Origin of the sequence: Microbacterium sp. LWS13-1.2, assembly GCF_040144835.1 — a bacterium.
Taxonomy (GTDB): Bacteria; Actinomycetota; Actinomycetes; order Actinomycetales; family Microbacteriaceae; genus Microbacterium.
The window spans coordinates 1,980,706-2,006,282 of sequence record NZ_CP151632.1; the positions used below are offsets into that span (position 1 = coordinate 1,980,706).

Consider the following 25,577-nt stretch of genomic DNA (forward strand, 5'->3'; position numbering starts at 1 on the left):
TCTCGCGTCCAACGTACTCGCTCAGCAGGTCGATCTACTCTATGAGGAAGCCGTCGGGAATCACGAGGTCCTCGGGCGTGAGGTCATGGATCGAAGACTTTCCGAGCCCGATCAGGGTGCGTTCGATGGTGATACGGAACGTTTCCAGCACCTCGTAGACGCCCCGCTCCCCGTCAGTGGCCAGACCGTAGAACCACGGCCGACCGATCATCACCGACTGTGCGCCCAACGCGAGGGCCTTGACGACATCCGTCCCGCGGCGCACACCGCTGTCGAATGTCACCTCGGCCTGGTCGCCGACCGCCTTCACGACGGCGGGAAGGAATCGCAGAGGCGACGGCGTGGTGTCGAGGTTGTTGCCGCCGTGGTTGGAGACGCCGATCGCTGTGGCGCCCACGTCAAGGGCACGACGCGCGTCGTCGGGGGTCACCAACCCCTTGATCATGAAGGGGCCGCCCCACAAGTCGCTGAGCCACGCCATGTCATCCCACGTAGGGATGTGCGTACCCACCCATTCGTTCAGCGCTCCGACCAGGGTCGGCACGACGCCGTCCTTCTTGCTCATGTTGGGCGCGTAGAGGCCGGGCACACTCCCCCGCCGGAGGTAACGCAGGGTCCATCGGGGGTGGACCACCGCCGTCGGCGCGTACTTCATCATGGTCCCCAGGCCCAGTCCGTCTGGGTAGACGGGCGAACCCCAATCGCGTGGTTGGTGTGCAACTCTGCCGCCGGAGAGGTCGAGCGTGAAGATGAGTCCCTTCACACCCGCCCGACGGAACCGCTCGACACGGTCCGCGATCGTGTCGCGGTCACCTGACAGGTATACATGCGCGAACGTGTTGGGATTGGCGCTGGCTACGTCTTCCACGGGCATCGAGGCGAAGTTGGCGAGACCGAGCGCGGTGCCGGCGCGCCGCGACGCCCGCGCGACACCCACTTCGCCATCAGGGTGCATCGCCTGCGCCGCCGCCGGAGCGATGACCACCGGCAGATCGATGTTCTGGCCCATGAACGTGGTCTTGAGATCGGGGTGGAGCGGGATCTCCACACCCACGCGGGGGATCATCCCCACCTGCTCGAACGCCCGCAGATTAGCCCGGATCGTCGACCCGCCATCGCTTCCCGCCTCCAAGGCCGTGAAGACGTCCTTCGGGAGAAGCTTCTTCGCACGCGCGCGCGCCTCCGCAACGGTCTCGATCGGCTTGTGAGAGAAAAAACTCATTGCTGACTCCTCATCTCTGCTGCTCCGCCCCGGCAGCAGTCGTGTATTCGCTAGGTCGTTGCCGCACGCGGTGTGGCCACCACGCCGGTGAGGAAGGGATCGCGTGGTCGGAACGGCCATCGGGCCTCTCTGCCGCCAGTGATGCCGGACGGACGGAGGATGATGATCAAAACCATCAGCGCCGCAACGACGACGAGACGGCTGCCCGAGGGAAGCGAAACGATCACCCCGCCGATCTGCACACCGTTCTCCAGCACACCCAGAACATGGTTCAACGCCGAGATGAGAAGCGTGCCGACGACCGCTCCCCAGAGCGACAGCATCCCGCCGACGATGAGCATGGCAATCGTGGTGAACGTGAAGTCCAAGCCGAATTGGGAAGCCTGAATCACGCGGTTCGTCTGAGCCCACATCGCACCGCCAACACCCGCGAGCGCGCCCGAGACCGTGAACGCGATGATGCGGTGGCGAGTGATGCTGATTCCTGAGGCCGGGGCGGCCTGGGAGTTCTCTCGCGATGCGCGGAGCAGCCGCGCGCTACGACTCTGCCCATAACTCCAAGCGAGCACGATGACGATGAGCGCTATCAACAATGTGCTCTGCAGATCGAAGCTTCGCGGAATTCCCGTCATCGATTGGCCTGATTTCGGCCCGATGGCGCTCCAATAGGTGAGGACCTGTACGACCAGCATGAGCAGCGCGAAGGTGGCGATACCGGCCTCCAGCCCGTGGAGGCGCATCAGCGCAAAGCCGCTGATGAGCGCCGTCACGCCGCCGACGGCGGCCGCAATGATCAGGGCGATAACGGGGTCCGCGGACGCCTCTGCCAGGAAGGGGGCTAGCTCGGGCATGACCGAGGACTTCACCAGGGGGCTGATCGTCAGCAGGGACATCGTCCAGGCACCCACCGCAACGAACGCGAGATGTCCGAAGGAAAGAACTCCGCTGTTACCAATGAACGACCACATCGCCACGACGACGATCAAGGTGGCCAGAGCGTAGCTGAGATCGATTGCAGCGGCGGGCGACACGTTGCTCGCCAACAAGGCGAACAGCCAGACGACCACCATGGGCACGATGAGGGTCCACATGGACAGGAGAGGACCGGGCACCGTCCACCCGAAGCGGGAAGGGCGGGCACTTCGAGAGGGGGTCATGTGCGTTCCTTGGCGGTACGTCCACCGAAGATTCCGTTGGGAACGATCAGGAGGACGACGATGACGAGTAGATAGACGAATGCAACGCGGAAGTCGTTGAATCCGGAGGGCAGCCAGGACGTGAACAGCGAAAGGGCGAACCCGACGGCGAACCCGCCGACCAGCGCCCCACCGATGCGGTTCAACCCGCCGATCACGGCACCTATAAGACCGAACACCGTCGCCTGGACACCGAAGGTCGGATCGACGGCGCCCGACTGCGCGGTCAGGATGAAGGCCACGGCTGCGGCGAGTATGCCGCTCATTCCCAGAGTCACTGCGATGACAGCTCCCGATCGGATGCCGAGAATACGCGCCACTCGGAAGTCGGCGGAGGCGGCCTGCACCTGCAGGCCCATCCGTGACCGGGTGAGGAATAGGTGTACGGCGAGGAGAAGGATGGCAGCCAGCACGATCGCGACGATGGCGAGCAGGCTGAGTCGCAGCCCTCCGACGTTCACCGATCTTGTCAACGCGGGGGCAACGGAGCCGCTCAGCACCCTCGCGCCGAAGATTCCCTCGTAGAAACGCTGCAGCAGGATACTCACTCCGAAGCTGGCGATCAGCAGGGCGGCGGGCGATTGCGATCTCATCCATCGGAAGACAGCGAGGTCCATCAACAGCGACAGGGCGACGGCAACGACGACCGAAGCCGCAAGCGCGAGCGGCCACGACACCGGCCAGAGGAGGAGGAGCGCGTAGGCCGCCCCGGTGATGATCTCACCGTTGGCGAAGTTCGCGAGCCGCAGCACGCCGAAGACGAGTCCGATGCCCAGCGCGGCGAGGGCGTACACCGCCCCTGCTGAGGTGGCGTCGATGAGAGATTGAATGACGGGAATCACGATCCGAGGTACGCCTTCATGAGAAGCGCGGGGTCATCCGCGTCGGTCGGGGAGAGTGTCATCGAGATGCGCCCTTCGCTTAGCACGTATGTTCTGGTCGCCGCGGCCACTGTCTGCTGCGCACGCTGCTCGACGATGAGTACAGCTGTTCCACGAGCACAGATGCTCTCGATGGCACCGAAGACCGTATCCACTGCCGTCGGCGACAGGCCGAGCGAGGGCTCATCCAGCGCGAGAAGGGTCGGCGCCGCCAGCAGCGCACGTCCGATCGCCAGCTGCTGCTGCTGCCCTCCAGAGAGAAGCCCTGCAGGGCGATTCGAGAACTCGTTCAGAATCGGGAAGAGCTCATACACCCATTCGAGATCGTCCGAAAGACCGCTTCGGTCGCGGCGGGCAGTCGAGCCGAGCCGGAGATTGTCCCGAACTGTGAGGCGACCGAAAATATGGTGCCCTTCGGTCACCAGGGCCAGTCCCGTCCGAGCCACGCGCTCCGGAACCATCCGGCGCAGATCGATACCCCGCAAGCTGGTCTCCGCAGACTCGGATCGTACGGCGTTGACGATTCCGAGGAGGGTCGAAGATTTTCCGGCGCCATTGGGCCCGATGATGCCCACCAGCTCGCCAGCATCCACATGGAAGGTCACATCGCGCACGGCGGGAACGCCGCGGTATGCGACTTTCAGACCCGCTATCGTGAGCACTCGTTCGGTGTCATGCGTCGGCATCGTGGCCTCCGTCTGCGATCTGCCGGGCTGCATTGCCCAGGTAGGAGGTGGCCAAGCGCTCGTCATGGCGGATCTCTTCGGGTGTTCCGTCGAGGACGTTCCGACCCGCGCCGAGGACGAAGATGTGGTCGCAACTACCGAAGACGAGCGGCATATTGTGATCGATCAGAAGCACTCCGATGCCACGCTCCGCGAGATCCCTCATCGTCGCGCGGAAGTGCTGTGCTTCGCCCTCGTTGAGACCCGCGGCAGGTTCGTCGAAGAGCACCCAGCTGGGTCGCGTCGCGAGCGCCCGCGCCACGCCGAGGCGACGCTCGACGCCGTGCGGCAGATGATCCGCGCTGTGAAGTGCCCACTCTTCCAGCTGCAACTCCGACAGGACGTCCAAGGAGAGTGCACGAGCCTTTGAACGGGACAGTCCGCAGGCCAGTGCAGTGACTTCGACATTCTCCATGACTGTGAGGAGAGGATAGAGATGCCCGTGCTGGAAGGTTCGGGCGATACCGCGGTGCGTCCTGCGCTGTGCCGACTCGTGTGGAAGCATTTGGCCGTCGATCTCGATGGCTCCCTCATCGGGCCGATCGAACCCGCTGAGGATGTTCACGAGCGTCGACTTGCCCGCGCCATTGGCGCCGATCAGGCCGGTCACCCGACCACGCGGGATCTCGATGTTCACATCTTGCAGCGCCTTCACACCGCGGTACGACCGCGTAATCCCGCGGCCCTGGAGCCGGACGCTGTCGCGCCCGGCTCCAGGGACACTGCGGACTTCAGTCATTGACATTGATCTTCTCGGGAGCACGTCGCTCGACGAACTTGAGCGTCCCGTCCTCGACGACGCGGACGCTCTGCGGCCGCTCGAGGGCGATGTGGTATTCCGGCGTGAACGTCGTCGGACCGACGAGGAGCTCCTCGTTGTCGAAGGTCACGAGCGCATCGGCCAGCTCCGCTCCGTCCCAGCTGCCCGCGATCTCGTAGCCGTTGACGATGGATTCGATCGCCGACGGCCCCATCACGAAGGTCCCCATGGTGGGTGCGCCGTACTCGGCGGTGTAACGGTCGAGGAACTCGTTCACGGCGGGGTCCGGGTCGTCGCCTGTCAGCGAGACGGGCCCAACGGTGTAATAGTCGCTCAGCCCGGGAATGGCATCGAGCCAGAACGTTCCGTCCATGCCGAAGCCGGAGATGACGGGAGCCGTGATTCCGCCGTCCCGCAAGTCCTTGGCCACCTGGGCACCGCCGGGCAGGTAGCCGCAGTTGAAGATCACATCGGGTGCGGTTCCGCCGGAGATCTTGGAAACGATCTCCGGGATGCTCTCACCCTGGATGTACTCGTAGTCTCCCACGTCCGTTCCCCCGAGCTCGGTGAATCGCTCACGTGCGTACTCACACTGGCTCTGGGTGTACTTCAGGGTGGTGTCGGTGAGGAATGCGGCGCTCTTCCATCCCTTGCTCTCTGCGAACTCGGCCATGACCACGCCCTCGCCGATCGTCGAGTTGCCCAACGAGAAGCTGAGGTTCAGCCCGCCACTAGGCCCGAAGAGCGCTTCGTTGATGCACGGCGACACGCTCAGGACGTTCGCTTGCTCAGCGACGAGGGCTCCCGGGCTCGAGAGGTCGAAGTCACAGGTGAAGAGGAGGGCCTTGGCGCCGGCATCGATGAGCTGCTGGCTCGCCGGTGCGTACTCCTCCAGCTTCGATCCGGTGTCGATCACCTGGAGTTCGATCTGCTTACCGTCGATGCCGCCCGCTTCGTTGATGTCGTCGATCGTCATCTGCATCGAGTTGATCGCAGGGACATCGGCAACCGACATGAAGCCTGTCTCGGCCATTACCGCACCGAGCAAGATCGTTTCGGCGTCGTCGCTGCTGGTCGGGTTGTCCGACGGAGCAGCGCTGGCAACGCAACCTGCCAGGGCAAGCGTCGATATCGCTGCGACGCTGATCGCCGCAATTGTTCGGGATGCAATTCTCATTGTTCGCGCTGCGCTTTCTGTTCTGGGTGGCGATGGCGGGTTGCAACAGGCCGATTCCTGTCTCCGCGGGCGAGTTGGACGAACACCTGCTGGAAGTTGTTCGTACACGAACTTGCGGTGCGGTAACTGTATGGGATCCAGTCACGGCGCCGCAAGGGCGTATTTATCACACTTTGGTCGCGATCGAGCGGAGCCCAAGAACGTACTCGTATACGTTCGACGCTTTGGTATACGATGCCCACTACCGTAAGGGGCCCCCTTCGTCGTGGTGGGTTGGCCCGGAGATTCGACGCGACGCCGTGTTGGAAAGGGCTACCACCATGCGATTCACCACTCGTCCCGAACTTGTCGGCACCTTCGGGATGGTTGCCTCCACCCACTGGCTTGTGGCGGCGGCGGGGATGGCCGTGCTCGAAGAAGGGGGGAACGCTTTCGACGCCGCCGCGGCCGCAGGGCTGCTTCTGCACGTGGTCGAGCCGCACCTGAACGGGCTGGGCGGGGACACACCCATCATCGGTTTCGATGTCGCGTCTCAGAAGCCGTGGGTGCTGTGTGGACAGGGCCCGGCGCCCGAGGCCGCGACCGGCGCTGCATTCGCGGCGCTGGGGCTGGACGTCATCCCCGGGACCGGACATCTCGCCGCCGTCGTCCCGGGCTCGTTCGGTGCGTGGATGAGCATGATCGAGCGGCACGGCACACTGCCACTCGAGCGCATCACCCGGTTCGCCATAGAGTACGCGCGCAACGGCCATCCGCTGATCCCCGACGCTGTCGCGGCGATCGAATCTGTGACCGACCTGTTCGCCGATCACTGGACATCCTCCGCGGAGGTGTATCTCCGTTCGGATCAATCCATCGCCGCGGGAGCGCGCTTCCGCAATCCTCAGCTTGCCGACACGCTCGAACGTATTGTGACCGAGGCCAGTCAGGGCGGTGGAACTCGCGAAGCCGTCATCGCTCGCGCGCGAGACGTCTTCTACCGTGGCTTCGTCGCGGAGCGAATCGATGCCTTCATGCGGCAACCCGTCCGGGACGTGACGGGGGAAGATCACACCGGCCTCCTCACCGGCGACGACCTCGCACGCTGGGAGCCCACCTGGGAGGCTCCGGTGACGATCGATTTCGCCGGTGTCACCGTCGCGAAGACGGGGGCTTGGGGGCAGGGCCCCGTCCTGTTGCAGCAGCTCGCCATGCTCGCGCACCAGGATGTCGGCGAAGCAGGGTCGGCGCAGATGGTCCACACCGTCGCGGAAACGGCGAAGCTCGCGTTCGCGGACCGGGAGGCGTACTACGGCGATCCCGACTTCGTCGACGTACCCCTGCACGACCTGTTGTCGGACTCGTACGCGCGCGAGCGCGCGGCGCTGGTCACGTCGCGGGCCTCGAGCGAGCTGCGTCCCGGCTCTCCGGGTGGACGAACGCCACGCCTCTCCCCCGAGATCTTCCGCGAGCGAGAGTACGCCGGCGCGGGAACCGGCGAACCGACGTTGCGGAGTCTGGGCACGGTTCGCGGAGACACCTGCCACCTGGACGTCGTGGACCGTTGGGGGAATGTTGTCGCGGCCACACCGAGTGGCGGATGGCTGCAGAGCTCCCCCGTGGTCCCGGGCCTCGGCTTCTCCCTCCCGACCAGAGCGCAGATGTTCTGGCTCGAGCCCGACCTGCCTAATTCGATCGCGCCACGCAAGCGTCCTCGTACCACGCTGAGCCCCGGGATGCTTCTGCGTGATGGCGTTCCCATCCTCGCCTTCGGCACTCCCGGTGGCGACCAGCAGGATCAGTGGACCGTTCCGTTCCTGCTGAACCTGCTGGTGCACAAGATGAACCTGCAAGAGGCCATCGACGCAGCCACGTGGCATTCGACTCACATGCCGTCCTCGTTCTTCCCGCGTAGCTTCTCCCCTCTCGGACTCGTGGCCGAGGGGTCGCTGGGCCCCGAGGTCCTGAATGACCTCCGCGAGCGCGGACACCGTCTTCTCGAGGCGGAGCCGTGGACGCTCGGACGGATCAGCGCGGCCGGAATCCGCGCGGACGGGATGCTGATCGCCGGAGCGAACGCACGAGGCATGCAGGGGTACGCGGCCGGACGCTGACCGCCCGGTCGGGGGCGTCCCGGATGTGGCGAACAGCGACCCGCGCATGGCGTCTGCGCCTAGGCGGGTGAGTAGAGCGCGGGGCGCGGGCGCGACTGCACCTGAATGGGAGTGCCGCTGCGCAAAGACTCCAGGCATGCGTCGGTGACCGCCGAGGCGCAGTACCCATCCCAGGCGTTCGGTCCGTTGACTACTCCTTCGACCGCGTCAAGCGCCCAGGCCTCGAGCTCACGTCGGTAGGCCTCGCCGAAGCGCACCGTGAAGTCCTTCTCACGCACGCCGGACACGTGGAAGTCGAGACTCACGACCACCGGCGTCGCATTGGTGAGACGGGCCACTCCGGAGCGGCCGACGACATCGCAACTGATCTCGTACCCGTAGGTCGCCTTGAGGAAGACTTCCGAGTAGATCATCACGCCGGCCGCGGTCCGGAAATAGAAGAATTGCGGGTCCAGCCATTCGTCCAGACCGAACCGTCCGGCGTTGCCCTGGACGCGGACCTCGACAATCTCGTCGTTCAGGAGCCAGCGTGTGCTGTCCGCCTCATGAACGACCGCCTCGGTCGTGTGAGCGGACGATGTGACAGAAGGCGGAACATCGGCGGCTCGATGGACGAACTGCAAAGAAACGATCTCGCCCAGATTCCCGGTATCCACCTCGGACTTGAGCTCGACGAAGGCCGCGTCGTAGCGGCGCATGAATCCCACTTGGACGAAACGCCGCCCGGCGCGGACTTCAGCGTCGATGATCAGCTGACAGTCCGCAGCCGTGAGGGCCAGCGGTTTCTCGCAGAAGACCGGCTTGCGGTGCTCGATGCACGCCAGAACCAGTGCAAGATGCGACTCCGCGCTCGACGCGATCGTCACCGCCTCGATCTCATCCGACGCGATCAACTCCTCCGCGGTGCGGAACACGCGAACATCTCCTGGCAGCGTCTCCGCGATCGCCTGCGCACGATCGACATCGATATCGGAGACCGCAACCAGGTCGCCCGCACCGACCGACCGCGCGAAAGTCTTCACCTGAGCCGACCCCACCATGCCGAGGCCGATAGCCCCAACGCGTATTCTCTTCACTTCTCTCCCTCTGCTAGACCTAATCGTTTGCGCGCGAGGCGCATCGGCTCCCTCGACCCGGTCGGCTACGTGAGCCGCGGAACGGACGCAGGCGCGGCTCGGTCGCTGAGCCGCGGCATCAGCCGTTGAAGTGCTTGAGATCCAGCTGGTCCGAGAAGGCGCCGTCAGCGGTGGCGTCGACCTCCGACGGGTCCGGTCCCTCGATGATGTCGCTCTGTCCGACAGCGAGGTCCGTGAGTGTCACACCGTGCCGATCCGCGAACATCTGGGCGCGCTTGACATAGAGCGGACGGCCGACCGTCTCGTTGAGCAGGATGTCGTGCACGGGGATGGCCTGCCTCGGCCGTACGGCCGTGATGAAGTCGACCATCTCGGACATCTTGTTCCAGGGTGCGCTCAGCGGCACCAGCAGCGTGTCCGGAGCCGGTCCGGTAGGGACGATAAAACTGTCGCCGGGGTGGTACACCAGCCCGTCCACGATGTAGCCGGTGTTCGCGACCACCGGGATGAAGGCGTGGATCACCGCATGCTGACCTCCGACGGTGCGCACTGAGAATCCCGCGCAGTCGAACTTCTCACCGGCGCCGGTCGCGATGATCTGGCTCGCGTCGACTCCAGCGTCTCCCGCCTGAGCGGCAAGACGAGCCGCCGGCACGTCCGGTGCACGCACGGTCGCCGCGCTGTGTGCCGCCAGGAATTCCAGCACGGCATCCTCGTCGAGATGGTCGGGATGCTGATGAGTGATCAGGACATGCTCGGCGCCTTCGAGCGCCCGGGCCGGGTCACTGTACTCGCCTGGGTCGATGACAATGCGGCGACCATCCTTCTCCAGCCGCACGCACGCATGACCGAGCTTCGTCAACTCGATTCTGACCGTCATGGTCGTGGCCCTTCTCGTCATACTTCTGCGGATCGCGAGGCATCTGCCGCACGATCGACATCCGCACTCGCCTGGCGCACGGTGGATCCGATGTGGTGATCAGTCCTGGAGCCGGGCGGGAAAGCGGGTCGGGAAGGGTGGCGAGGTCCACGAAGGGTGCTCTCACCGACGTCCAGGACGGCTCTGATTTCACTGGTGCTGCCGTATGTTCGCTAATACTCACACTCGACCCCTGTATTGTCAACCACTGCTTAACAACTCCTCCAACTGTCACCTCCTGCGCTCGCTGGGCCGGGGCCAGCACACGCTAGGGGGAGGATGCGAAGTCGATATTGACGAACGCGGTGAAGAACCTGCGAAGCTCCGCGGCCATATCGACGACGTCGCGGTGCAGCAGCCATTGCACCTGCAGCCCGTCCATCATCGCGAGCGTGGCGATGGCCGCATTCAGAGGGGTGATCCCCGGCATGAGGCGGTTCTGCCGCTCCAGGTCTTCAAATGCGCGACGCACGTTGCTGCGCCCCAGCTCATAGCGGCGGACGAAGTACTCGTGTGCCGGGTGATCGGCGGCGGTGGCTTCGGCGGACAGAATGCAATACAGCTCCACCACGCCGGGCGAGGAGGAGTTGCGCGTCGCGGTCTCGACCAGCCCGCGGAGCGTCACGTCGCCATTGCCTTCCGTCATCCGCGTCCACTCGAGGGAATGATGGTCGCGGCGGTCGAGCACCGCCGCCAGAAGCGCGGGTTTGTTGGGAAAGTGGTGCAGCAGCCCCGCCTCGCTCATGCCGACCCGCTGGGCCACTTCACGCAGCGATCCAGACCGGTACCCGGACTCCGCGAACACGTCAAGTGCGGCGTCGAGTATGGCTGCGCGTGTCGCCCGTGTCTTGGCGTACTCGCCCCGAGGCTCGCGCTTACGAGGTTTTGCTGTGGCGTCCATCATCTCCTCCGCTCCGGCGGAAACCGTTTCATCCCCGCGGTCTCATTCTGAAGGGTTGCCTGCGGAACTCGGTTCGTTCAATGAAACTGTAATCTCTAAAACCTAGTGAACACTCATTTTGTCTGCTAGGTTCGGCGATCACGGCGATCCGTAAGGCGGAGTCGCCCCTACAAAAGGACTCGAGATGATCCGATGGAACAAGGCCGCGGCGGCGACCGCTCTCGCCGTCACAGCCGCGCTCGCGTTGTCGAGTTGTGCGGGTGGGGACACAGGCAGTGACGAGCGCGGGGCAACGCTCACGCTGGTCGCCCTCAGCGCGCCGGTGACGTTCGATCCGGCTGGTTCGGAGTGGGGGAATCGTTCCCCGTTCTACCAGGCGGTGTTCGACACGTTGCTGTTGGCGACGCCGGAGGGCACGATCGAGCCGTGGCTGGCGACGGAGTGGTCCTACAACGACGACAACACGGTGCTGACCCTCACGTTGCGTGATGACGTCACCTTCACGGACGGGTCGAAGCTGACCGGTGATGTGGTCGCGACGAACCTGCTGCGCTACAAGGAGGGCACGTCGCCCAACGCCGGCAGCTTCGCAAGCGTGACGAGCGTGGAGGCGCCCGACGACACCACGGTTGTCATCACCCTCAGCGCACCTGACCCGGCGCTTCTCAACTACCTGACCCGTGACGCGGGCCTGGTCGGCGCGGAAGCTTCCCTCGAGAGTGCTGACGTGGCGACCACGCCGGTCGGCTCTGGACCATACAGCCTGGACACCGCTTCGACCGTCACCGGGACGAGCTACACCTACACGAAGAACCCGAACTACTGGAATCCTGATGTCCAGCACTACGACAGCCTGGTCATCAACGTCTTGACCGACACCACCGCCGTGCTGAACACGATCAAGGCGGGCGAGGCGAACGGTGTGAAGCTCAATAGCAATGACACTGCCGCCGAGGTGGAGGCTGCCGGATGGACGCTCAGTGCCAATGAGCTCGACTTCCAGGGGCTCCTGCTGCTGGACCGAGCCGGTGAGATGAACCCTGCCCTGGGTGATGTGAGGGTTCGCCAGGCGATCAACTACGCGTTCGATCGCCCGAGCATGCTGACCGCGCTGCAGGCGGACCGCGGCACCGTGACCACGCAGGTGTTCCCTGCCAGTTCCAGCGGGTACGACCCCGATCTGGACGAGTACTACACATACGACCCTGAGAAGGCTGAGGAGCTGCTTGCCGAGGCGGGCTACGCGGATGGACTGACGATCGCGATGCCGTCGATGTCGGTGTTCGGCACGACCGTATACGCGCTGATCGCTCAGCAACTGGCCGACGTGGGGATCACCGTCGAAGCGACTGATGTGCCAGTCGGAAACTTCGTCGGCGACCTGGTGGCACCGAAGTATCCCGCGTCGTTCATGGCGTTGGAGCAGAACCCGGACTGGCAGCTGATCCAGTTCATGATCGCCCCGCCCGCGACGTTCAACCCGTTCCACTCGCAGGATCCGCAAGTCGACGACTACCTGCAACAGATCCAGTTCGGTGACGACGCCACCCAGGCCTCGGTCGTCAAGGAGCTGAACAGGTACATCGTGGAACAGGCCTGGTTCGCCCCGTTCTACCGTGTGGCGGGAAGCTTCGCTACCGACCCCAACACGACCGTGGAAATGCTGCCCAGCAACATCTACCCCGCGATCTACGACTTCCAGCCGAAGCAGTAGTCGTGGTCAGGCCCGCCCGAACGGCCGGGCCTGACCACATCATTTCTCGAGACTTCTCTGCAAGGAGTGGAGCCATGCTCACCTTCATCATGCGGCGCGTGGCGGCCGGCGCGATCCTTCTGGTCGTGATCACGGTTATCGCCTTCTCGCTTCTGTACCTCGGTAGCGGGAACATCGCCCGCACGATCGTCGGCCAGAACGCCACTCAGGAAGTGGTCGATCGCAAGGCCGCCGAACTCGGCTTGGACCGCCCTCTCTTCGTGCAGTTCTGGGATTGGCTCACCTCTGCCGTGAGCGGTGACCTGGGTCGGTCATGGTTTAACGGGCAGCTCGTGGCTGTCCAGCTGAGCAGCCGGCTCGCGGTGACGCTCTCCCTTGTGATCGGCGCGATCCTGCTCACGGCGATCTTCTCCGTGATCCTCGGCATCTTCGCCGCACGGCGAGGGGGTGCCGTCGACGGCACGGTGCAGTTCTTATCGATTCTCGGATTCGCGATCCCCGGGTTTCTCATCGCCCTTTTCCTCGTGCTGATCTTCGCGGTCAACCTGCACTGGTTCAAGGCGACCGGATACGTCCCGCTCGCGACGTCGTTCACGGGGTGGCTCAGCAGCGTCACATTGCCGATCGTCGCGCTCGCGATCGGCGGCATAGCGACGATCTCGCAGCAAGTGCGCGGCTCGATCGTCGACGGTCTTTCCCGGGATTACGTCCGAACGCTGCGCAGCCGCGGCCTCAGCTCGAACCGTGTCCTCTACAAGCACGTGCTGCGCAACGCAGGCGGTCCGGCCCTGGCCCTCCTGGCCGTGCAGTTCATCGGCATGATCGGCGGCGCCGTGATCGTCGAGCAGATCTTCGCCCTCCCAGGCATCGGCTCACTCACGGTCCAGGCCACATCAGCGGGCGACATCCCGATGGTGATGGGCATCGTCGTCGTCACCGCGATCATCGCGGTCGTCGTCAACCTCCTGATCGATCTCGCGCAGGCTGCGCTTAATCCGAAGGTGCGACTCTCATGACCGCCGTCGAAGTCCCCACCGAGATTCCCACGCGTGCGGCTGGGGCCGACCGCCTGTTCGGTCGGCTGCTACGCAACCCACTCGCACTCATCTCGCTGACGTCCCTCGCGATCATCGTGGTGATCGCGATCATCGGGCCCCTCATCGCCCCCTACAACCCGAATCCGGCGAATCTGCAGGCGATACTGCAGCCGCCGAGCGCGCAGCACCTGCTAGGCACCGACACGGCCGGTCGCGACGTCCTGTCGCGCCTGCTCGTCGCCACGCAGATCACGATCGCTGCGGCACTGCTCGCCGTACTCACCGCCTTCATCTTCGGAGTAACCGGCGGTCTGATCGCCGGGTACTACGACGGTTGGTTCGATGATGCCGCCTCGTGGGTCACCTCGCTCGTGATGGCTCTTCCCGCGATGGTGATCCTTCTCGCCGCCCGGGCTGTCACCGGTCCGTCGGTGTGGCTCTCGATGATCATCTTCGGTGTCGTCCTAGCGCCCGCGTACTACCGGCTCGTGTACACGATGGTCACCGCCGTGCGCTCGGAGCTCTACGTCGACGCCGCACGCGTGTCGGGCCTGAGCGACAGGCGAATTCTCGGCCGGCATGTGCTCTCGGTCGTACGCGCCCCGATCGTGATCCAGACAGCGGTCGTCGCGACCATCGCGATCGCGATCCAGTCGGGTCTCGAGTTCCTCGGGATCGGCGACGCGTCGGTTCCGACGTGGGGCGGGATGCTGCAGGACGCGTTCACCAAGATCTACGTCGTACCGCTGCTGATGGTGTGGCCCTCGCTCGCGATCGCCGCGACGAGCACCGCGCTGATGCTGCTGGCCAACGCGATGCGCGACGTCCTCGAGCGCACGGTGGTCGTGCGTCGCAAGCGTCGTCGCGCGGTGGCCACCACCACCGGGTCGATCGCCGCGGTGACATCTGCAACGAGCGTCGCCGACCTCGACGACTCGATCGACATCCTCACCGCTGACGCTGGTCCGATCCACCACGACGACGAGGAGGTCGCGGGCCGCTCGCCCGAAGTCGTCCTGAGCGTGAAGGATCTGCGGGTCGGATACGGTCAGGGCGACGGGCCGACGCGCGAGGTCGTGCACGGCGTCTCCCTTGACATCCGCAAGGGAGAGGTGCACGGCCTGATCGGCGAGTCCGGTTCAGGCAAGTCGCAGACCGCGTTCGCGGTATTGGGACTGCTGCCCAAGGGTGGCGCCGTCACCGGCGGTTCGATCACATACGAAGGTCTGCGCCTGGACACCGCATCCGAGAAGGAGTACAGCACGATCCGCGGACGGCGCATCGGCTATATCCCCCAAGAGCCGATGAGTAACCTCGATCCGTCGTTCACGATCGGCAGCCTGCTCACCGAACCGCTTCGGGTCGGGCTCGGAATGAGCAAGAAAGAAGCGCGCGACAAGGCTCTCTGGCTGCTCGAGCGGGTCGGAATCCCACAGCCCGCCCGCACCTTCAAGGCATACCCGTTCGAGGTGTCTGGCGGCATGGCCCAGCGCGTCCTGATCGCCGGTGCCGTCTCTACCGAACCCGACCTGATCATCGCGGACGAGCCCACCACCGCACTGGATGTGACGGTGCAAGCCGAAGTGCTCGATCTGCTTCGCGACCTGCAAGCCGAACGCGACATGGCCGTCTTGCTCGTGACGCACAATTTCGGCGTTGTCGCAGACCTGTGCGATCGGGTCACGGTCATGCAGTCGGGTCTGTTCGTGGAGACCGGGTCAGCACGGGCGATCCTGCACCGGCCTTCGCATCCGTACACCAAAACGCTGCTCGCCTCGATCCTCGACGAAGGCCCTGCCCGCCCGGCGCTCACCCGTGCCACAACCCGGGGAGAACACTCATGAGCGACACTCTGCTCAGTGTCGACAACCTCGTCGTCGAGTATCCCGGGAAGGGATTCCGCGCGCAGCCGTTCCGCGCACTCAAGGGAGTCTCGCTCGACATCCTGCCCGGCGAGACTGTGGGCCTGGTCGGCGAGTCCGGCTCGGGAAAGACCACGCTCGGTCGCGCGGTTCTCGGGCTCGCATCGGTCACGGCCGGGAAGATCACATACGAGGGCAAGGACATCACCCGGCTGCAGCGCAAGGAGCGCCGCGCGCTGAGTTCCGAGATCCAGGTCGTCTTCCAGGATCCCTATTCATCGCTGAACCCGTCGCTGACGATCGAGCAGACGCTCACCGAGCCGCTCACCGCGGCCGGCGTGACGGGTGCGGTCGCGAAGCGCCGGGTGCGTGAACTCCTCGACCAGGTGCGCCTGCCAGCCGATGCTCGCGGTCGTCTGCCGCGTGAGTTCTCCGGCGGCCAGCGTCAGCGCATCGCGATCGCCCGGGCGCTCGCCCTCGACCCGAAGCTCGTCGTGTGCGACGAACCCGTCTCGGCGCTCGATCTGTCGACTCAGGCGCGCGTACTCGACCTGTTCATCGAGATCCAGGAACGCACCGGGGTCGCCTACCTCTTCGTCACGCACGACCTCGCCGTCGTCCGCCACATCAGCCACCGTGTGGTGGTTATGTACCACGGCGAGATCGTAGAGAACGGCGACGGCGACCAGGTGACCTCGCGGCCGAACCACCCCTACACCCAGAGGCTGTTTATGGCGGCCCCGATCCCGGACCCCGACAGACAACAGGTCAAGCGCAACGAACGCCGCGCACTCCGGGACGCGCGGCCCGCCACCGCAGACTGACCCCCGCTTCCCGGCGGGCGCCATCCCAGCGAGGCGCCCGCCGGGACACCACTGCCCACTCGCGTCCGCCGCGAACTCATCGGCGCGCCTCTCTCCCACAAGGACTCTCTCGTGACTTCCCCTACCGACCACCTCCGACCGCTCCTGGCGAAACTCACGCTCGAGGAGAAAGTCTCCCTCATCCAGGGCGCGGACTTCTGGACCACGGTTCCTCTCCCGTCGATTGGACTGCGCGCGATGACGCTGTCCGACGGTCCCGCCGGTGTCCGCGGGCCCCGGTGGGACGAACGCGATCCCTCCCTCAACCTCCCCTCCGGCTCCGCGCTCGGCGCCTCGTGGGACACAGCCCTCGCCTACCGGTACGGCGCCGCTGCAGCATCCGAAGCGCGCCGCAAGGGCGTCGACGTCGTCCTCGGACCCACCATCAACCTGCACCGCACACCCCTGGGTGGCCGCCACTTCGAATGCCTCAGCGAAGATCCTGAACTGACATCTGCACTCGCCGCCGCATACGTCACCGGGCTGCAGGACAACGGCGTCGCTGCGACACCGAAGCACTACGTCGCCAACGACTCCGAGACCGACCGGTACACCGTGGATGTCCGCCCCACCGACCGGGCACTGCGTGAACTGTACCTCGCACCGTTCGAGCGGGCCGTGGGCGCAGGGGCCTGGGCGCTGATGAGTGCCTACAATGCCGTCGACGGGGTCACCATGACGGAGAACGATCTGCTCGAGAACCCGTTGAGCACCGAGTGGGGCTTCGACGGAGTCGTCGTCAGCGACTGGACCGCAGTGCGCAGCCTCAACGCGATCCCTGCCTCACAAGACCTCGCCATGCCCGGGCCCGTCGCCGCCTACGACGACCTCATCGACGCGATTCGGGGCGGCAGGGTGCAGGAGTCCGACGTGGACCGAAAAGTGTTGCGCCTCCTGCTCCTCGCCGAACGCGTCGGCGCTCTCGGCCCTGGACCCGGCGCAGCCACGACACCCGTGGACGGAACGGCATTCGCGCGGACTGCAGCGATCGAAGGAAGCGTCCTTCTTTCGAACGACGGGATACTGCCGCTGGACGCCACAGCGCTTTCGCGAGTCGTACTGATCGGCCACAACGCCCGTGAGGTGCGAACCCAGGGCGGCGGCTCGGCGACAGTCCTTCCCGAGCACATCGTTTCTCCGCTCGAAGGTCTGCGCGCGGCCTTACCGCACGCGCAGGTCGACTACGAAGTCGGCGCGGTCGTCCAGGAGGGGATCTCAGGCTTCCCGCGCGAGAGGATAACCAATCCGGTGACCGGGCGACCCGGCGCACGCGTGACGTTCTTCGACGCTGATGGTGCCGAGTTGTCCTCTGAAGATCGACTTTCGACCGAACTGGTCTGGTTCGGTGGAGAAGCCGCCCTGGTCGGGGCGTCGACGCTGGAGATCCGCACCGCGTACTCGCCCGAGGTCAGCGGCGATCTTCTCTTCGGATTCTCGGGTGCCAACCCTGGAAAGATCTTCGTCGACGGAGTCCTCGTCCTCGAGGACTCCCCCACGCTCGAGGGTACCGACCACGGCGCAGCGATCACCTCCCCGCCGTCGGCTACGGTCCCGATCACGGTCTCGCCGGGCACCCCGATCGAGCTTCGCGCGGAGTTCGCGATCCCGACAGAGGGTGCGCTGGTGGGTACGCTCAGCGTGACCGTCGGCATCGCGCCCGACCATGCCGATCCCGACGGGCTCATCGCGCGTGCAGTCGCTTCCGCCACAGACGCGGATGTGGCCATCGTCGTCGTCGGGACCAACGCCAGGGTCGAGTCGGAAGGACACGACCGCGAAAGCCTCGACCTGCCTGGACGCCAGGACGACCTTGTTAGAGCAGTCGCGGCCGCCAATACCCGGACGATCGTGATCGTCAACGCGGGGTCTCCGGTGACGCTCCCGTGGGCGGACGAGGTCAGCGCCATCCTCCACGGCTACTTCGGCGGTCAGCAGTTCGGCGCCGCTCTCGCGGACATCCTTCTCGGGGAAGCTGAGCCCGGCGGGCGTCTGCCCACGACCTGGCCGGCAGCGCTCGCGGATGCGCCGGTGACGAACGTCGTGCCCGACAACGGTGTGCTCGCCTACACGGAAGGCCTTCAGCTCGGCTACCGTGCCTGGCTGAAGGCGGACGTGCAGCCCGCGTTCCCGTTCGGGCACGGACTCGGCTACACGTCGTGGACGTGGGGCGCGGCATCCCGTGTCGAAGACGCGGTCGAGGTGCTCCTCGCGAACACGGGAAAGCGCCCTGGCAAGCAGGTCGTGCAGGTCTATGCCGAGCGCGCAGACTCCGCCGTCGAGCGCCCCGTTCGCTGGCTCGTCGGCTTCGCCTCCGTGCGGGCAGCGGCCGGCGAGACGATCGCTGCCACGATCCAGATCGATCCCCGTCGCCTGTCGCACTGGACGCCGGGTGGGTGGTCGCTCGAGCCGGGCACGTACACCCTGCGCGCCGGGACGTGTGTGCAGGACCTCCCCCTGGCGCTCGACTGGGAAGTGCCTTCATAGGTCGCTGCGCATCGGTAGGAACAGCAGATCGACCGCGGAGGAGCGATCCTGCTCGCCGATCAGGGCGAACGCGCGGTGAAGAGGGATGCCGATCGAGGACCCACTCGTCCGGCCAGGCGAATATCCTGGTGATGGTCATAGTCACGGGAGCACTCGTCTTGGAAGAATCCGCCACCCTTCGAGGCAGCGCGCTGGTCGACGCCATCCGCGACCTGGTCGTCCGCGGAGAGCTGGCGCCCGGGTCACGGATCACGGAGCCGCAGCTGGCGACCAGGTTCGGCGTCTCGCGAGTGCCGGTGCGGGAAGCGCTACGGGGGCTGGCCGTTGAAGGACTCATCGACCTGAGGCCGTACGGCTCACCCACGGTCACGCGGCTGAACGACGACGTGATCCGCGAGGTGAGAAGCGTGCGGAGCATACTGGAGCCGCCTGCTGCGAGGGAAGCCGCGCTTCACAGAACCGATGCGGATCTCGCAGAAATCGACGCGATACTCTCGCAGGGGGACGACGTGCTTGCGCGCGGTGAGCTGGCAGAGCTTCACCGGCTGAACTCACGTTTTCACGACGCGGTCGCGTCGGCATGCGGCAACGAGGTTGTCAAGTCCTTCATCCATGTGCTGTCCAGCAGGTCGGAGTGGATAAACACCGCCGCCATGAGCAGAGACGACAAGCATCTGTGGCACGAGCACTTCGAAATTCGATCCGCAATCGCCGCCCGCGACGCGCCCCTGGCGGAGGCTCTCATGGCCGCACATATCCGGCGTGCGACCGCCGACGATTTGTCGGTCGCCGATTCGTCGTGGGGTGTGTCGAGAGCAATCGCCTCACCGAATTGATGCAGGATGACGGACTGGCCGAGGCAGCCCGAAGATCGCCTCCTACTTGCGGAGCGCGAAGCCGCCGCCCCAGCCGACGATCTCCTGAGCAGCGAGAGTGATCTGCAGGAAGGCAAATGCTTCCAGCTCCCGCGCGCGCTTGAGCGGCCCGATAGCGGCGGCTGCGACGCCGCCAGCGGTGATGAGGTCGACCAGCGCCTGCGTGGCAGAATCGTCGTCGCCAGCGACGAGCACCGTGGTGGGCACGTCGCCGACCTGACCCGTCGCGATCGTGCCCGCAAAGTTCGTGTTGAACGCCTTGACCACCCGCGCATCCGGAAGCTGCTTCTGAAGCTCGCCTGCCGCAGACGAGTCGGCGGGAACGGTGAGCTCATCGAACGTGGCGAAATTGATCGGGTTGGTGACATCGACGACCACTTTGCCGTCGAACTGGTGACCGTACAGCTCAGCCAGTTCTGCCAGCGCGTCGTATGGCACAGCGAGGACGACGATGTCGCCCGTCAGAACGTCACCGACCGCCCCGGAGGTCGCTCCGAGTCCGGCGGCCACGCTCGCGGCCTTCTCCCCATCCCGGCCAAGCAGCTGTACGTGCGCACCGCCCTTGGTGGCCACCGCGGCCACGGCCGATCCGATATTGCCCGTGCCGATCACGGTCACATTTGTCATCAGTTTCTTTCCTATCCAGCCATCAAGTGCCCCCGGTCCAAGCTCATCCACAACGAGTGAAGGGACGCGCTGCGGATACGCCGAGGTGAATCAGGAAGAGGTGGGCTCCGCAGTGCCCACCTCTTCCATGCATCGAGTCGTTCTAGACGGCGGCGATCGCGTCGATCTCGATCGTCGAGTTGTTGAACAGGGCCGCGACACCGAGGAGGGTGCTGGCGATCAGTGTGTCGGTGCCCACGATCTCGTCGCGCACCCGGCGGTAGATGCCGAGCTTCTCCTTGTCGAGGTCGGTGATGTAGACGTTGAAGCGGACCACCGACGAGAAGTCGGCCCCCCCGGCCTTCAACGCCCGCTCCAGCTCGCGGAGGGTCAGTTCGGTCGCCCGTGCGAAGTCCGCGGGAACCGAGCCGTCGGCCTCGAAGCCCACGGCTCCGGAGACGAAGAGGAGGTCGCCGGATGTGACCTTCACACTGTCAGCGATCCCGGGCACGACGGGTGCGGGGATGCGGGTGAAGCGTTCTTGAGACATAGCTCTCTTTCTTTGCTGTGGATATAGCTTGACGCCGAGGATCAGACGTCCATCGTGATGGGGTCATCCGTGCCGAGCAGAACCCGGCCGTAGACTTCCTTGCCCACCGCCGACGTCACGTATGCGTGACGAGCGGCGATCTCCGAATCGCGCCAGACGCGCGAGAGCACGTTCGGCTCCGCGAACGAACCGGCGCCGTTGAGGGTCATGAGAATTCCGATCGCCTCCTTGCACAGGTCGGCGACAACACCGACGTCGTTGCGGATCTGCACACGCGTCTCGAGCGGCTGAAGCTCGTTCGCGGCGGCACTGCTGTCGATGAGATCGGCCATGTTCGCGGCGAGGAGCTCAGCGAGGCGCAGCTTGGTCGCAGCCTCTGCGATACCGAGCTGGTGCGAGGGGGAGTTCCGGGCTTCCGTGTACCGGGTGTACGCGACGCCCTTGTTCGGCAGCTTCTTGAGGGTCAGCTCCATAGCGTGCCGTGCGAGGCCCAGCTGAGGGGCGATGAGGATGATCGCGGCGAGCGGGATGAACGCCATCCGCGAGGTCAGTTCCTCGTCCTTGAACGGCGTGAGGTAGTTCGCATCGCGCATCCCGACGAAGGGCTGAATGCGGTGGTCCGGGACGAACTGATTCTCCATCACGATCGTGTTCGAGGCGGTTCCCTTCATCCCCGTGACGAACCAGGTCCTCTCGAACGAGTACTGGTCACGCGAGAACAGTGCGAGCCCACGGGGGTCCTCACCCTCGGGGACGTCCAGGGCGATGCCCAGGCACGCCCAGTTGGCCGCGAAGCCACCGGAGGCCCAGGGCCACCGACCGCTGACGATATAGCCGCCCTCGACACGCTCCATCGAGCTGCCGGGAGTGAAGATTGCCGAGATCCGGGCATTCGGGTTGTCTCCCCAGATCTCCTGCTGGGTCTGTTCGCCGTACGTCGTACCGAACCACGTCCCGGCGTTCAAGAGGGACGAGATCCATCCCGTCGCGCCGTCGCCGCGGCTGATCTCGGCCAGCACCTCGAGGGCGGTGCGCGTGGTGGTCGCCTGGCCACCGAGGCGTCGCGGCACGAAGAGGTTGAGGAGTCCCTCGTCGGCGAGCGCATCGATGACGACCGTAGACACCTGCTCCTCAGCCGCGCCTTCGGACGCGTGCTCTCGGATGAAGGGCACCAGCTTCGTCGCCCGCGCCACCAGCTCTTCATCGAATGGTGCCTGTGCAAGGTCGACGCCGATTGCTTCGCGCGGCGCTGAAATGAGATTGTCGATCGTCATGGTGTTCCTCCGGGAGTGGATGCGGCTGCCGGGTCGCCAGGCCGGCATTCAGATGATGGAGCACTCGCAAAGTTATCATGTACGCTTCACTAGCGTCCACTACTGCTTAACAGGAGGATCGCCAGATGACCACACAGCGGCTGACCCGTGTTCCCGCTCCCGTAGTACCGGGAATTTCCGACAGCGTGATCGATACGGCGACGGGCCTCGTGTACGTGTCGGGGGTATATGTGCCGGTGCCCGAAGACTTCGCCCGCTCGACCGAACTGACCTTCCGCGCCCTGGAAGAAGCGTTGGTGCGCGCAGGAACCGACCTGTCGCACCTGGTACGGGTGAATGTCTACGTCAAGCACCTCGATGAGGAGAAGCTGCAGACGTATCGACGCGTTCGAGACTCGATCATCAGCGCTGAGCACATGCCTGCGAGCACTCTCGTGGGCGTTCACTCCTTGTACAACCACGCCACAATCGAGATAGACGCCATCGCCGTGCTCTGACGAGGCGCGAGCGCGGGCCAGCCGGCTCGGCGCGAGTCGCATGACGAGGCGAGCCGCGCACCGCTTCCGCCGACGGCAAGAATGCTGCGCGGCTCGCGTTGCGCATGTGGGCGTCAGTTCGCGCTGACTGCGGGAATGCTGTCGGTCGCACCATTCTTCGGCAGGCCGGCGTACTCGCGCACGGCCGTCACGATCGGTTCCCAGGCAGGGCTGCTCACATCCACCACGTCGAAATGATTGGCCCCCTCGAGTCGGATGAGGTCGATCCGATCGCCGCCGGCCATTCCCGCGTCCCGGTAGCGCTGATGGCTTTCCAGCCGCCACGGGTTGTCCGCTGTCCCGATGATGAGCGACTGGGGCACTCCCAACGGCAGCAGTCGGATCGACGACGTGTCGCCGGCCTTCTCTCTCAGCGCCGCGGAATCGTGGGCACCTACCACCTGCAGGACGTCAGTACGGCCGGCATTGTAGGCGTACTCGAGATCAAGGACTCCCGCAAGGTCGACGACGCCACTCACGCGGAGTGGATCTTCGCTATAGAGCGGGCTCTCCGGCGAGATGTTCTTGCGCCCCGCCGCCCAGGTAGCGAGATGACCGCCGGATGAGTGCCCCAACAGAACCACTCTGTCCAGATCGATCGGGTAGTCCTTCGCCAACTCACGCGCGAAGTCCACCCCTTGGGAGATATCGAGGAACATCCCGGGGTAGTCGCTGCCTGGGTTGTTGAGGCGACGGAATTCGAGGTTCCAGGTCGCAACGCCCAGCGCGGTCAGCGATTCAGCCAGCCTCGCGACGTAGTCCGACGTGTAACTGGACTCCCAGGCGCCCCCATGGATGAGAATCACCAGCGGGTGACCATCGGCGTCGTCGCCGCGTGGTAGCCGGAGGTCTCCGTACGTCAACGCAGCGGATGAGTAATGGATTCGCGCGTCAGGGGGTGTCGACGGAAGCCACCCCACGATGTCCATGTCCGAAAGATTGGCGAAACCCGAAACTGTCGTCTCTGATGTCTGTGGCGTGGCCACCTGGCCTCCTCGAGCCGCGGTACGACCGGCGATAGATTAGTGCGGCGACCAAAACCACCGATTGCCGATATGAATCTTCTCACGTCGATGTGCCCCTTTGCCGTTCCGCTAAAGGGTGCATGCGCCGCCGGGCCGTCCGGATGACCGCGACGGCACGGCCGGCTGACTCGCGTGGTCGATCAGTTCGACCGAGATGCCGGGTTGCCGGCTGGCGCAGCCCATGGGTGCCCCGCCGAGCGCGACCGCGAGGTCTCCGACTCCTGCCTCCCTCGGCGATGGGGCGTGCTTGGCCAGCGTGCTCGCTGAGATCCCCGGTGGCCGGCACGCCGCGGGGGTAAAACCCCCGCGGCGTGTGCTCTCGCGGCACTCGACGCGAGCAGTACCACGAACTCACTCCGTCGCCGATGGAGCGACGTCTTCTCGCCATCCCTGAACGCTTGCTTCGCACCCCATGGGTTCATCACGGTGCATTCGCCGCCACACGCTCACGAAATGCAAGTCAGACGTTCTGGCGGATGCCCGTTCCCAGGTTGTTCGTGTTAAAGGAGTGGCCATTCCAGTAGCGGGTCCCGGCCACCAGAAGCTCGTCCGCAGGAAAGCGCGTGATGACCTTGCAGCCTTCGCTGGTTACGACGACTTCCTCCTCGATTCTGGCCGCAGATGAGCCATCCTTCGTGGGCCAGTAGGTTTCTAGCGCGAACACCATGCCTTCCTCGATCTCCACGGGGTGTTCCAGGGAGTGGTAGCGGCTGATGAGCGGCTGCTCCCACAGGGATAGTCCGATGCCGTGGCAGTACTGCAGACCGAACGCCTCTTCCTCGCTGTGGTAGCCGAGATCTGCGGCCGATGGGAAGGCGCGGGCGATGTCGGCGCTGGAGGCGCCGGGTTTCACCTGGTCGATGGCGGCATCGATCGCCTCGCGAGCACGCGTGTACGCATCGCGCTGATTGGCGTTCGCGCTACCGATGTTGAGGGTCCGGTAGTAGCAGGTCCGATACCCGTTGAACGAATGAATGATGTCAAAGTACGCGGTATCACCGGGCCGCATCATGCGGTCGGAGAACACGTGCGGGTGAGGAGAGCACCTCTCTCCCGCGATGGCGTTGACGGCCTCGACTTCTTCGGACCCGAGCTCGTAGAGCACACGGTTGACCAGGGCAACCGCATCGTTCTCACGTACTCCGACGTGGAGGAATCGGTAGAGCTCGTCGTAGGCCGCGTCGACCATACCCGCGGCGTGCGACAGCAGGGCGATCTCATCCACGGTCTTGATGCGGCGCGCACGCTGCATCAGGTCCTGCCCGTTGACGATGTGCAGTCCTTCATTCTCGAACGCGCGAAGGACCGGGATCTCCACCACGTCAATCCCGACGGGGTCGTTCTGCAGACCGTTCTCACGGAGGATGTCGGCGATGCGCTTGGCGTTGCCGATCTCGACTCCGACCTCTTCCGGGATGGAACCGCGCCACGTCGACAGCCCGGCACGCCAGCTGTCCTCGTTCAGCCAGGGAGCGTGCATCTTGTGCTGCCGAGCGGCAGAGCCGATGTCCCAGAGGATCGGATCGTGTCCGCGCATCAGCAGGACGCACCGGAACAACTTGTCGCGAGCCCAGTTGCCGATGTGCGTCGCGGTCGTGTACCGCACGTTGTTCATGTCGAACAGGATCAGTGCGCCCAGCGAGGAGCTCTCCAGCTCGGCCTGCGCCCGTGCCAGACGCTCATCACGCAGGCGAGCGAAGTTGACGCGCTCTTCCCAGTCGACGCCCATGATGGCGCCCGGGGAAGACACGGGCGTCTGAAGGTGGGTAGTGGTCATGTCGTTCAGTTCCTTCGTCGGATA

At 65.1% G+C, this 25,577-nt stretch carries 22 protein-coding genes; 8 read left to right on the forward strand and 14 right to left on the reverse strand.

What is annotated here, in order from left to right:
* Positions 1-34: 34 nt before the first annotated feature.
* The 6 genes from mftD to MRBLWS13_RS09500 all read right to left on the reverse strand — a co-directional run bounded on the left by mftD (position 35) and on the right by MRBLWS13_RS09500 (position 5,961).
* Complete coding sequence (gene mftD / locus MRBLWS13_RS09475; RefSeq protein ID WP_349428791.1) at positions 35-1,222, reverse strand: pre-mycofactocin synthase MftD; 1,188 nt, start codon at positions 1,220-1,222, stop codon at positions 35-37.
* A gap of 50 nt (positions 1,223-1,272) precedes the next feature.
* Positions 1,273-2,313, reverse strand: a complete 1,041-nt coding sequence (locus MRBLWS13_RS09480; RefSeq protein WP_349428793.1) for a branched-chain amino acid ABC transporter permease — start codon at positions 2,311-2,313, stop codon at positions 1,273-1,275.
* Positions 2,314-2,375: 62 nt separating this feature from the next.
* Positions 2,376-3,260 carry a branched-chain amino acid ABC transporter permease gene (locus MRBLWS13_RS09485; protein ID WP_349428794.1) on the reverse strand — a complete coding sequence of 295 codons (885 nt, stop codon included), beginning with the start codon at positions 3,258-3,260 and terminating at the stop codon, positions 2,376-2,378.
* Entirely contained in the window at positions 3,257-3,985 is a 729-nt protein-coding gene (locus MRBLWS13_RS09490) for an ATP-binding cassette domain-containing protein (RefSeq protein WP_349428795.1), read from the reverse strand. The genes MRBLWS13_RS09485 and MRBLWS13_RS09490 overlap by 4 nt, the downstream gene beginning before the upstream one ends.
* Positions 3,972-4,661 carry an ATP-binding cassette domain-containing protein gene (locus tag MRBLWS13_RS09495; protein ID WP_349428796.1) on the reverse strand — a complete coding sequence of 230 codons (690 nt, stop codon included), beginning with the start codon at positions 4,659-4,661 and terminating at the stop codon, positions 3,972-3,974. Before MRBLWS13_RS09495 ends, MRBLWS13_RS09490 begins: the two co-directional genes overlap by 14 nt.
* A 94-nt stretch (positions 4,662-4,755) precedes the next feature.
* Positions 4,756-5,961, reverse strand: coding sequence for an ABC transporter substrate-binding protein (locus MRBLWS13_RS09500; protein WP_349428798.1), 1,206 nt, complete (start codon positions 5,959-5,961; stop codon positions 4,756-4,758).
* Positions 5,962-6,281: 320 nt separating this feature from the next.
* On the opposite strand from MRBLWS13_RS09500, the gene MRBLWS13_RS09505 reads away from it, so the two are divergent.
* Positions 6,282-8,054, forward strand: coding sequence for a gamma-glutamyltransferase (locus MRBLWS13_RS09505; protein WP_349428799.1), 1,773 nt, complete (start codon positions 6,282-6,284; stop codon positions 8,052-8,054).
* Between the two features lie 59 nt (positions 8,055-8,113).
* On the opposite strand, the gene MRBLWS13_RS09510 is transcribed toward MRBLWS13_RS09505, so the two are convergent.
* From MRBLWS13_RS09510 to MRBLWS13_RS09520, 3 genes are all read right to left on the reverse strand, one after another.
* Positions 8,114-9,076, reverse strand: coding sequence for a Gfo/Idh/MocA family oxidoreductase (locus tag MRBLWS13_RS09510; protein WP_349428800.1), 963 nt, complete (start codon positions 9,074-9,076; stop codon positions 8,114-8,116).
* A gap of 172 nt (positions 9,077-9,248) precedes the next feature.
* On the reverse strand, positions 9,249-10,010 hold the full coding sequence (locus MRBLWS13_RS09515; protein ID WP_349428803.1) for an MBL fold metallo-hydrolase: 762 nt from the start codon (positions 10,008-10,010) through the stop codon (positions 9,249-9,251).
* 307 nt (positions 10,011-10,317) lie between these two features.
* Positions 10,318-10,950 (reverse strand): TetR/AcrR family transcriptional regulator, encoded by a 633-nt coding sequence (locus MRBLWS13_RS09520; RefSeq protein WP_349428804.1) that lies wholly within the window; start codon positions 10,948-10,950, stop codon positions 10,318-10,320.
* Between the two features lie 184 nt (positions 10,951-11,134).
* Between MRBLWS13_RS09520 and MRBLWS13_RS09525 the strand changes: the two genes are divergently transcribed.
* The 6 genes from MRBLWS13_RS09525 to MRBLWS13_RS09550 all read left to right on the forward strand — a co-directional run bounded on the left by MRBLWS13_RS09525 (position 11,135) and on the right by MRBLWS13_RS09550 (position 19,746).
* A complete protein-coding gene (locus MRBLWS13_RS09525; RefSeq protein ID WP_349428806.1) occupies positions 11,135-12,664 on the forward strand; it encodes an ABC transporter substrate-binding protein in 1,530 nt (509 codons plus the stop codon).
* A 74-nt stretch (positions 12,665-12,738) separates the two neighbouring features.
* The gene (locus MRBLWS13_RS09530; RefSeq protein WP_349428807.1) at positions 12,739-13,680 is read left to right on the forward strand and encodes an ABC transporter permease; all 942 of its coding nucleotides are present in this window, start codon (positions 12,739-12,741) and stop codon (positions 13,678-13,680) included.
* The gene (locus MRBLWS13_RS09535) at positions 13,677-15,545 is read left to right on the forward strand and encodes a dipeptide/oligopeptide/nickel ABC transporter permease/ATP-binding protein (RefSeq protein ID WP_349428809.1); all 1,869 of its coding nucleotides are present in this window, start codon (positions 13,677-13,679) and stop codon (positions 15,543-15,545) included. The genes MRBLWS13_RS09530 and MRBLWS13_RS09535 overlap by 4 nt, the downstream gene beginning before the upstream one ends.
* Positions 15,542-16,387, forward strand: a complete 846-nt coding sequence (locus MRBLWS13_RS09540) for an ATP-binding cassette domain-containing protein (protein WP_349428811.1) — start codon at positions 15,542-15,544, stop codon at positions 16,385-16,387. The genes MRBLWS13_RS09535 and MRBLWS13_RS09540 overlap by 4 nt, the downstream gene beginning before the upstream one ends.
* Before the next feature lie 111 nt (positions 16,388-16,498).
* Positions 16,499-18,910, forward strand: coding sequence for a glycoside hydrolase family 3 C-terminal domain-containing protein (locus tag MRBLWS13_RS09545; RefSeq protein WP_349428812.1), 2,412 nt, complete (start codon positions 16,499-16,501; stop codon positions 18,908-18,910).
* Positions 18,911-19,041: 131 nt separating this feature from the next.
* On the forward strand, positions 19,042-19,746 hold the full coding sequence (locus tag MRBLWS13_RS09550; protein WP_349428813.1) for a GntR family transcriptional regulator: 705 nt from the start codon (positions 19,042-19,044) through the stop codon (positions 19,744-19,746).
* 42 nt (positions 19,747-19,788) lie between these two features.
* Here the strand turns inward: MRBLWS13_RS09550 and MRBLWS13_RS09555 are convergent, their stop codons facing one another.
* The 3 genes from MRBLWS13_RS09555 to MRBLWS13_RS09565 all read right to left on the reverse strand — a co-directional run bounded on the left by MRBLWS13_RS09555 (position 19,789) and on the right by MRBLWS13_RS09565 (position 22,215).
* On the reverse strand, positions 19,789-20,463 hold the full coding sequence (locus tag MRBLWS13_RS09555) for an NAD(P)-binding domain-containing protein (protein WP_349428814.1): 675 nt from the start codon (positions 20,461-20,463) through the stop codon (positions 19,789-19,791).
* A 91-nt stretch (positions 20,464-20,554) separates the two neighbouring features.
* The gene (locus MRBLWS13_RS09560) at positions 20,555-20,941 is read right to left on the reverse strand and encodes a RidA family protein (protein WP_349428815.1); all 387 of its coding nucleotides are present in this window, start codon (positions 20,939-20,941) and stop codon (positions 20,555-20,557) included.
* Positions 20,942-20,982: 41 nt separating this feature from the next.
* The gene (locus MRBLWS13_RS09565) at positions 20,983-22,215 is read right to left on the reverse strand and encodes an acyl-CoA dehydrogenase family protein (protein ID WP_349428816.1); all 1,233 of its coding nucleotides are present in this window, start codon (positions 22,213-22,215) and stop codon (positions 20,983-20,985) included.
* A 125-nt stretch (positions 22,216-22,340) separates the two neighbouring features.
* On the opposite strand from MRBLWS13_RS09565, the gene MRBLWS13_RS09570 reads away from it, so the two are divergent.
* A complete protein-coding gene (locus MRBLWS13_RS09570; protein WP_349428817.1) occupies positions 22,341-22,712 on the forward strand; it encodes a RidA family protein in 372 nt (123 codons plus the stop codon).
* Between the two features lie 113 nt (positions 22,713-22,825).
* On the opposite strand, the gene MRBLWS13_RS09575 is transcribed toward MRBLWS13_RS09570, so the two are convergent.
* Entirely contained in the window at positions 22,826-23,737 is a 912-nt protein-coding gene (locus MRBLWS13_RS09575) for an alpha/beta hydrolase (protein WP_349428818.1), read from the reverse strand.
* 499 nt (positions 23,738-24,236) lie between these two features.
* Complete coding sequence (locus tag MRBLWS13_RS09580; protein WP_349428819.1) at positions 24,237-25,553, reverse strand: Xaa-Pro peptidase family protein; 1,317 nt, start codon at positions 25,551-25,553, stop codon at positions 24,237-24,239.
* Positions 25,554-25,577 lie beyond the last annotated feature (24 nt).

What these genes read in the sequence shown, in the direction of transcription:
- MRBLWS13_RS09535 (WP_349428809.1), top strand. Translation starts at nt 13,677, where the DNA reads ATGACCGCCGTCGAAGTCCCCACCGAGATTCCCACGCGTGCGGCTGGG.
- MRBLWS13_RS09505 (WP_349428799.1), top strand. Translation starts at nt 6,282, where the DNA reads ATGCGATTCACCACTCGTCCCGAACTTGTCGGCACCTTCGGGATGGTT.
- MRBLWS13_RS09515 (WP_349428803.1), bottom strand. Translation starts at nt 10,010, where the DNA reads ATGACGGTCAGAATCGAGTTGACGAAGCTCGGTCATGCGTGCGTGCGG.
- MRBLWS13_RS09570 (WP_349428817.1), top strand. Translation starts at nt 22,341, where the DNA reads ATGACCACACAGCGGCTGACCCGTGTTCCCGCTCCCGTAGTACCGGGA.
- MRBLWS13_RS09500 (WP_349428798.1), bottom strand. Translation starts at nt 5,961, where the DNA reads ATGAGAATTGCATCCCGAACAATTGCGGCGATCAGCGTCGCAGCGATA.
- mftD (WP_349428791.1), bottom strand. Translation starts at nt 1,222, where the DNA reads ATGAGTTTTTTCTCTCACAAGCCGATCGAGACCGTTGCGGAGGCGCGC.
- MRBLWS13_RS09580 (WP_349428819.1), bottom strand. Translation starts at nt 25,553, where the DNA reads ATGACCACTACCCACCTTCAGACGCCCGTGTCTTCCCCGGGCGCCATC.
- MRBLWS13_RS09520 (WP_349428804.1), bottom strand. Translation starts at nt 10,950, where the DNA reads ATGGACGCCACAGCAAAACCTCGTAAGCGCGAGCCTCGGGGCGAGTAC.
- MRBLWS13_RS09480 (WP_349428793.1), bottom strand. Translation starts at nt 2,313, where the DNA reads ATGTGGACCCTCATCGTGCCCATGGTGGTCGTCTGGCTGTTCGCCTTG.
- MRBLWS13_RS09540 (WP_349428811.1), top strand. Translation starts at nt 15,542, where the DNA reads ATGAGCGACACTCTGCTCAGTGTCGACAACCTCGTCGTCGAGTATCCC.
- MRBLWS13_RS09530 (WP_349428807.1), top strand. Translation starts at nt 12,739, where the DNA reads ATGCTCACCTTCATCATGCGGCGCGTGGCGGCCGGCGCGATCCTTCTG.
- MRBLWS13_RS09565 (WP_349428816.1), bottom strand. Translation starts at nt 22,215, where the DNA reads ATGACGATCGACAATCTCATTTCAGCGCCGCGCGAAGCAATCGGCGTC.
- MRBLWS13_RS09490 (WP_349428795.1), bottom strand. Translation starts at nt 3,985, where the DNA reads ATGCCGACGCATGACACCGAACGAGTGCTCACGATAGCGGGTCTGAAA.
- MRBLWS13_RS09550 (WP_349428813.1), top strand. Translation starts at nt 19,042, where the DNA reads ATGGTCATAGTCACGGGAGCACTCGTCTTGGAAGAATCCGCCACCCTT.
- MRBLWS13_RS09525 (WP_349428806.1), top strand. Translation starts at nt 11,135, where the DNA reads ATGATCCGATGGAACAAGGCCGCGGCGGCGACCGCTCTCGCCGTCACA.
- MRBLWS13_RS09560 (WP_349428815.1), bottom strand. Translation starts at nt 20,941, where the DNA reads ATGTCTCAAGAACGCTTCACCCGCATCCCCGCACCCGTCGTGCCCGGG.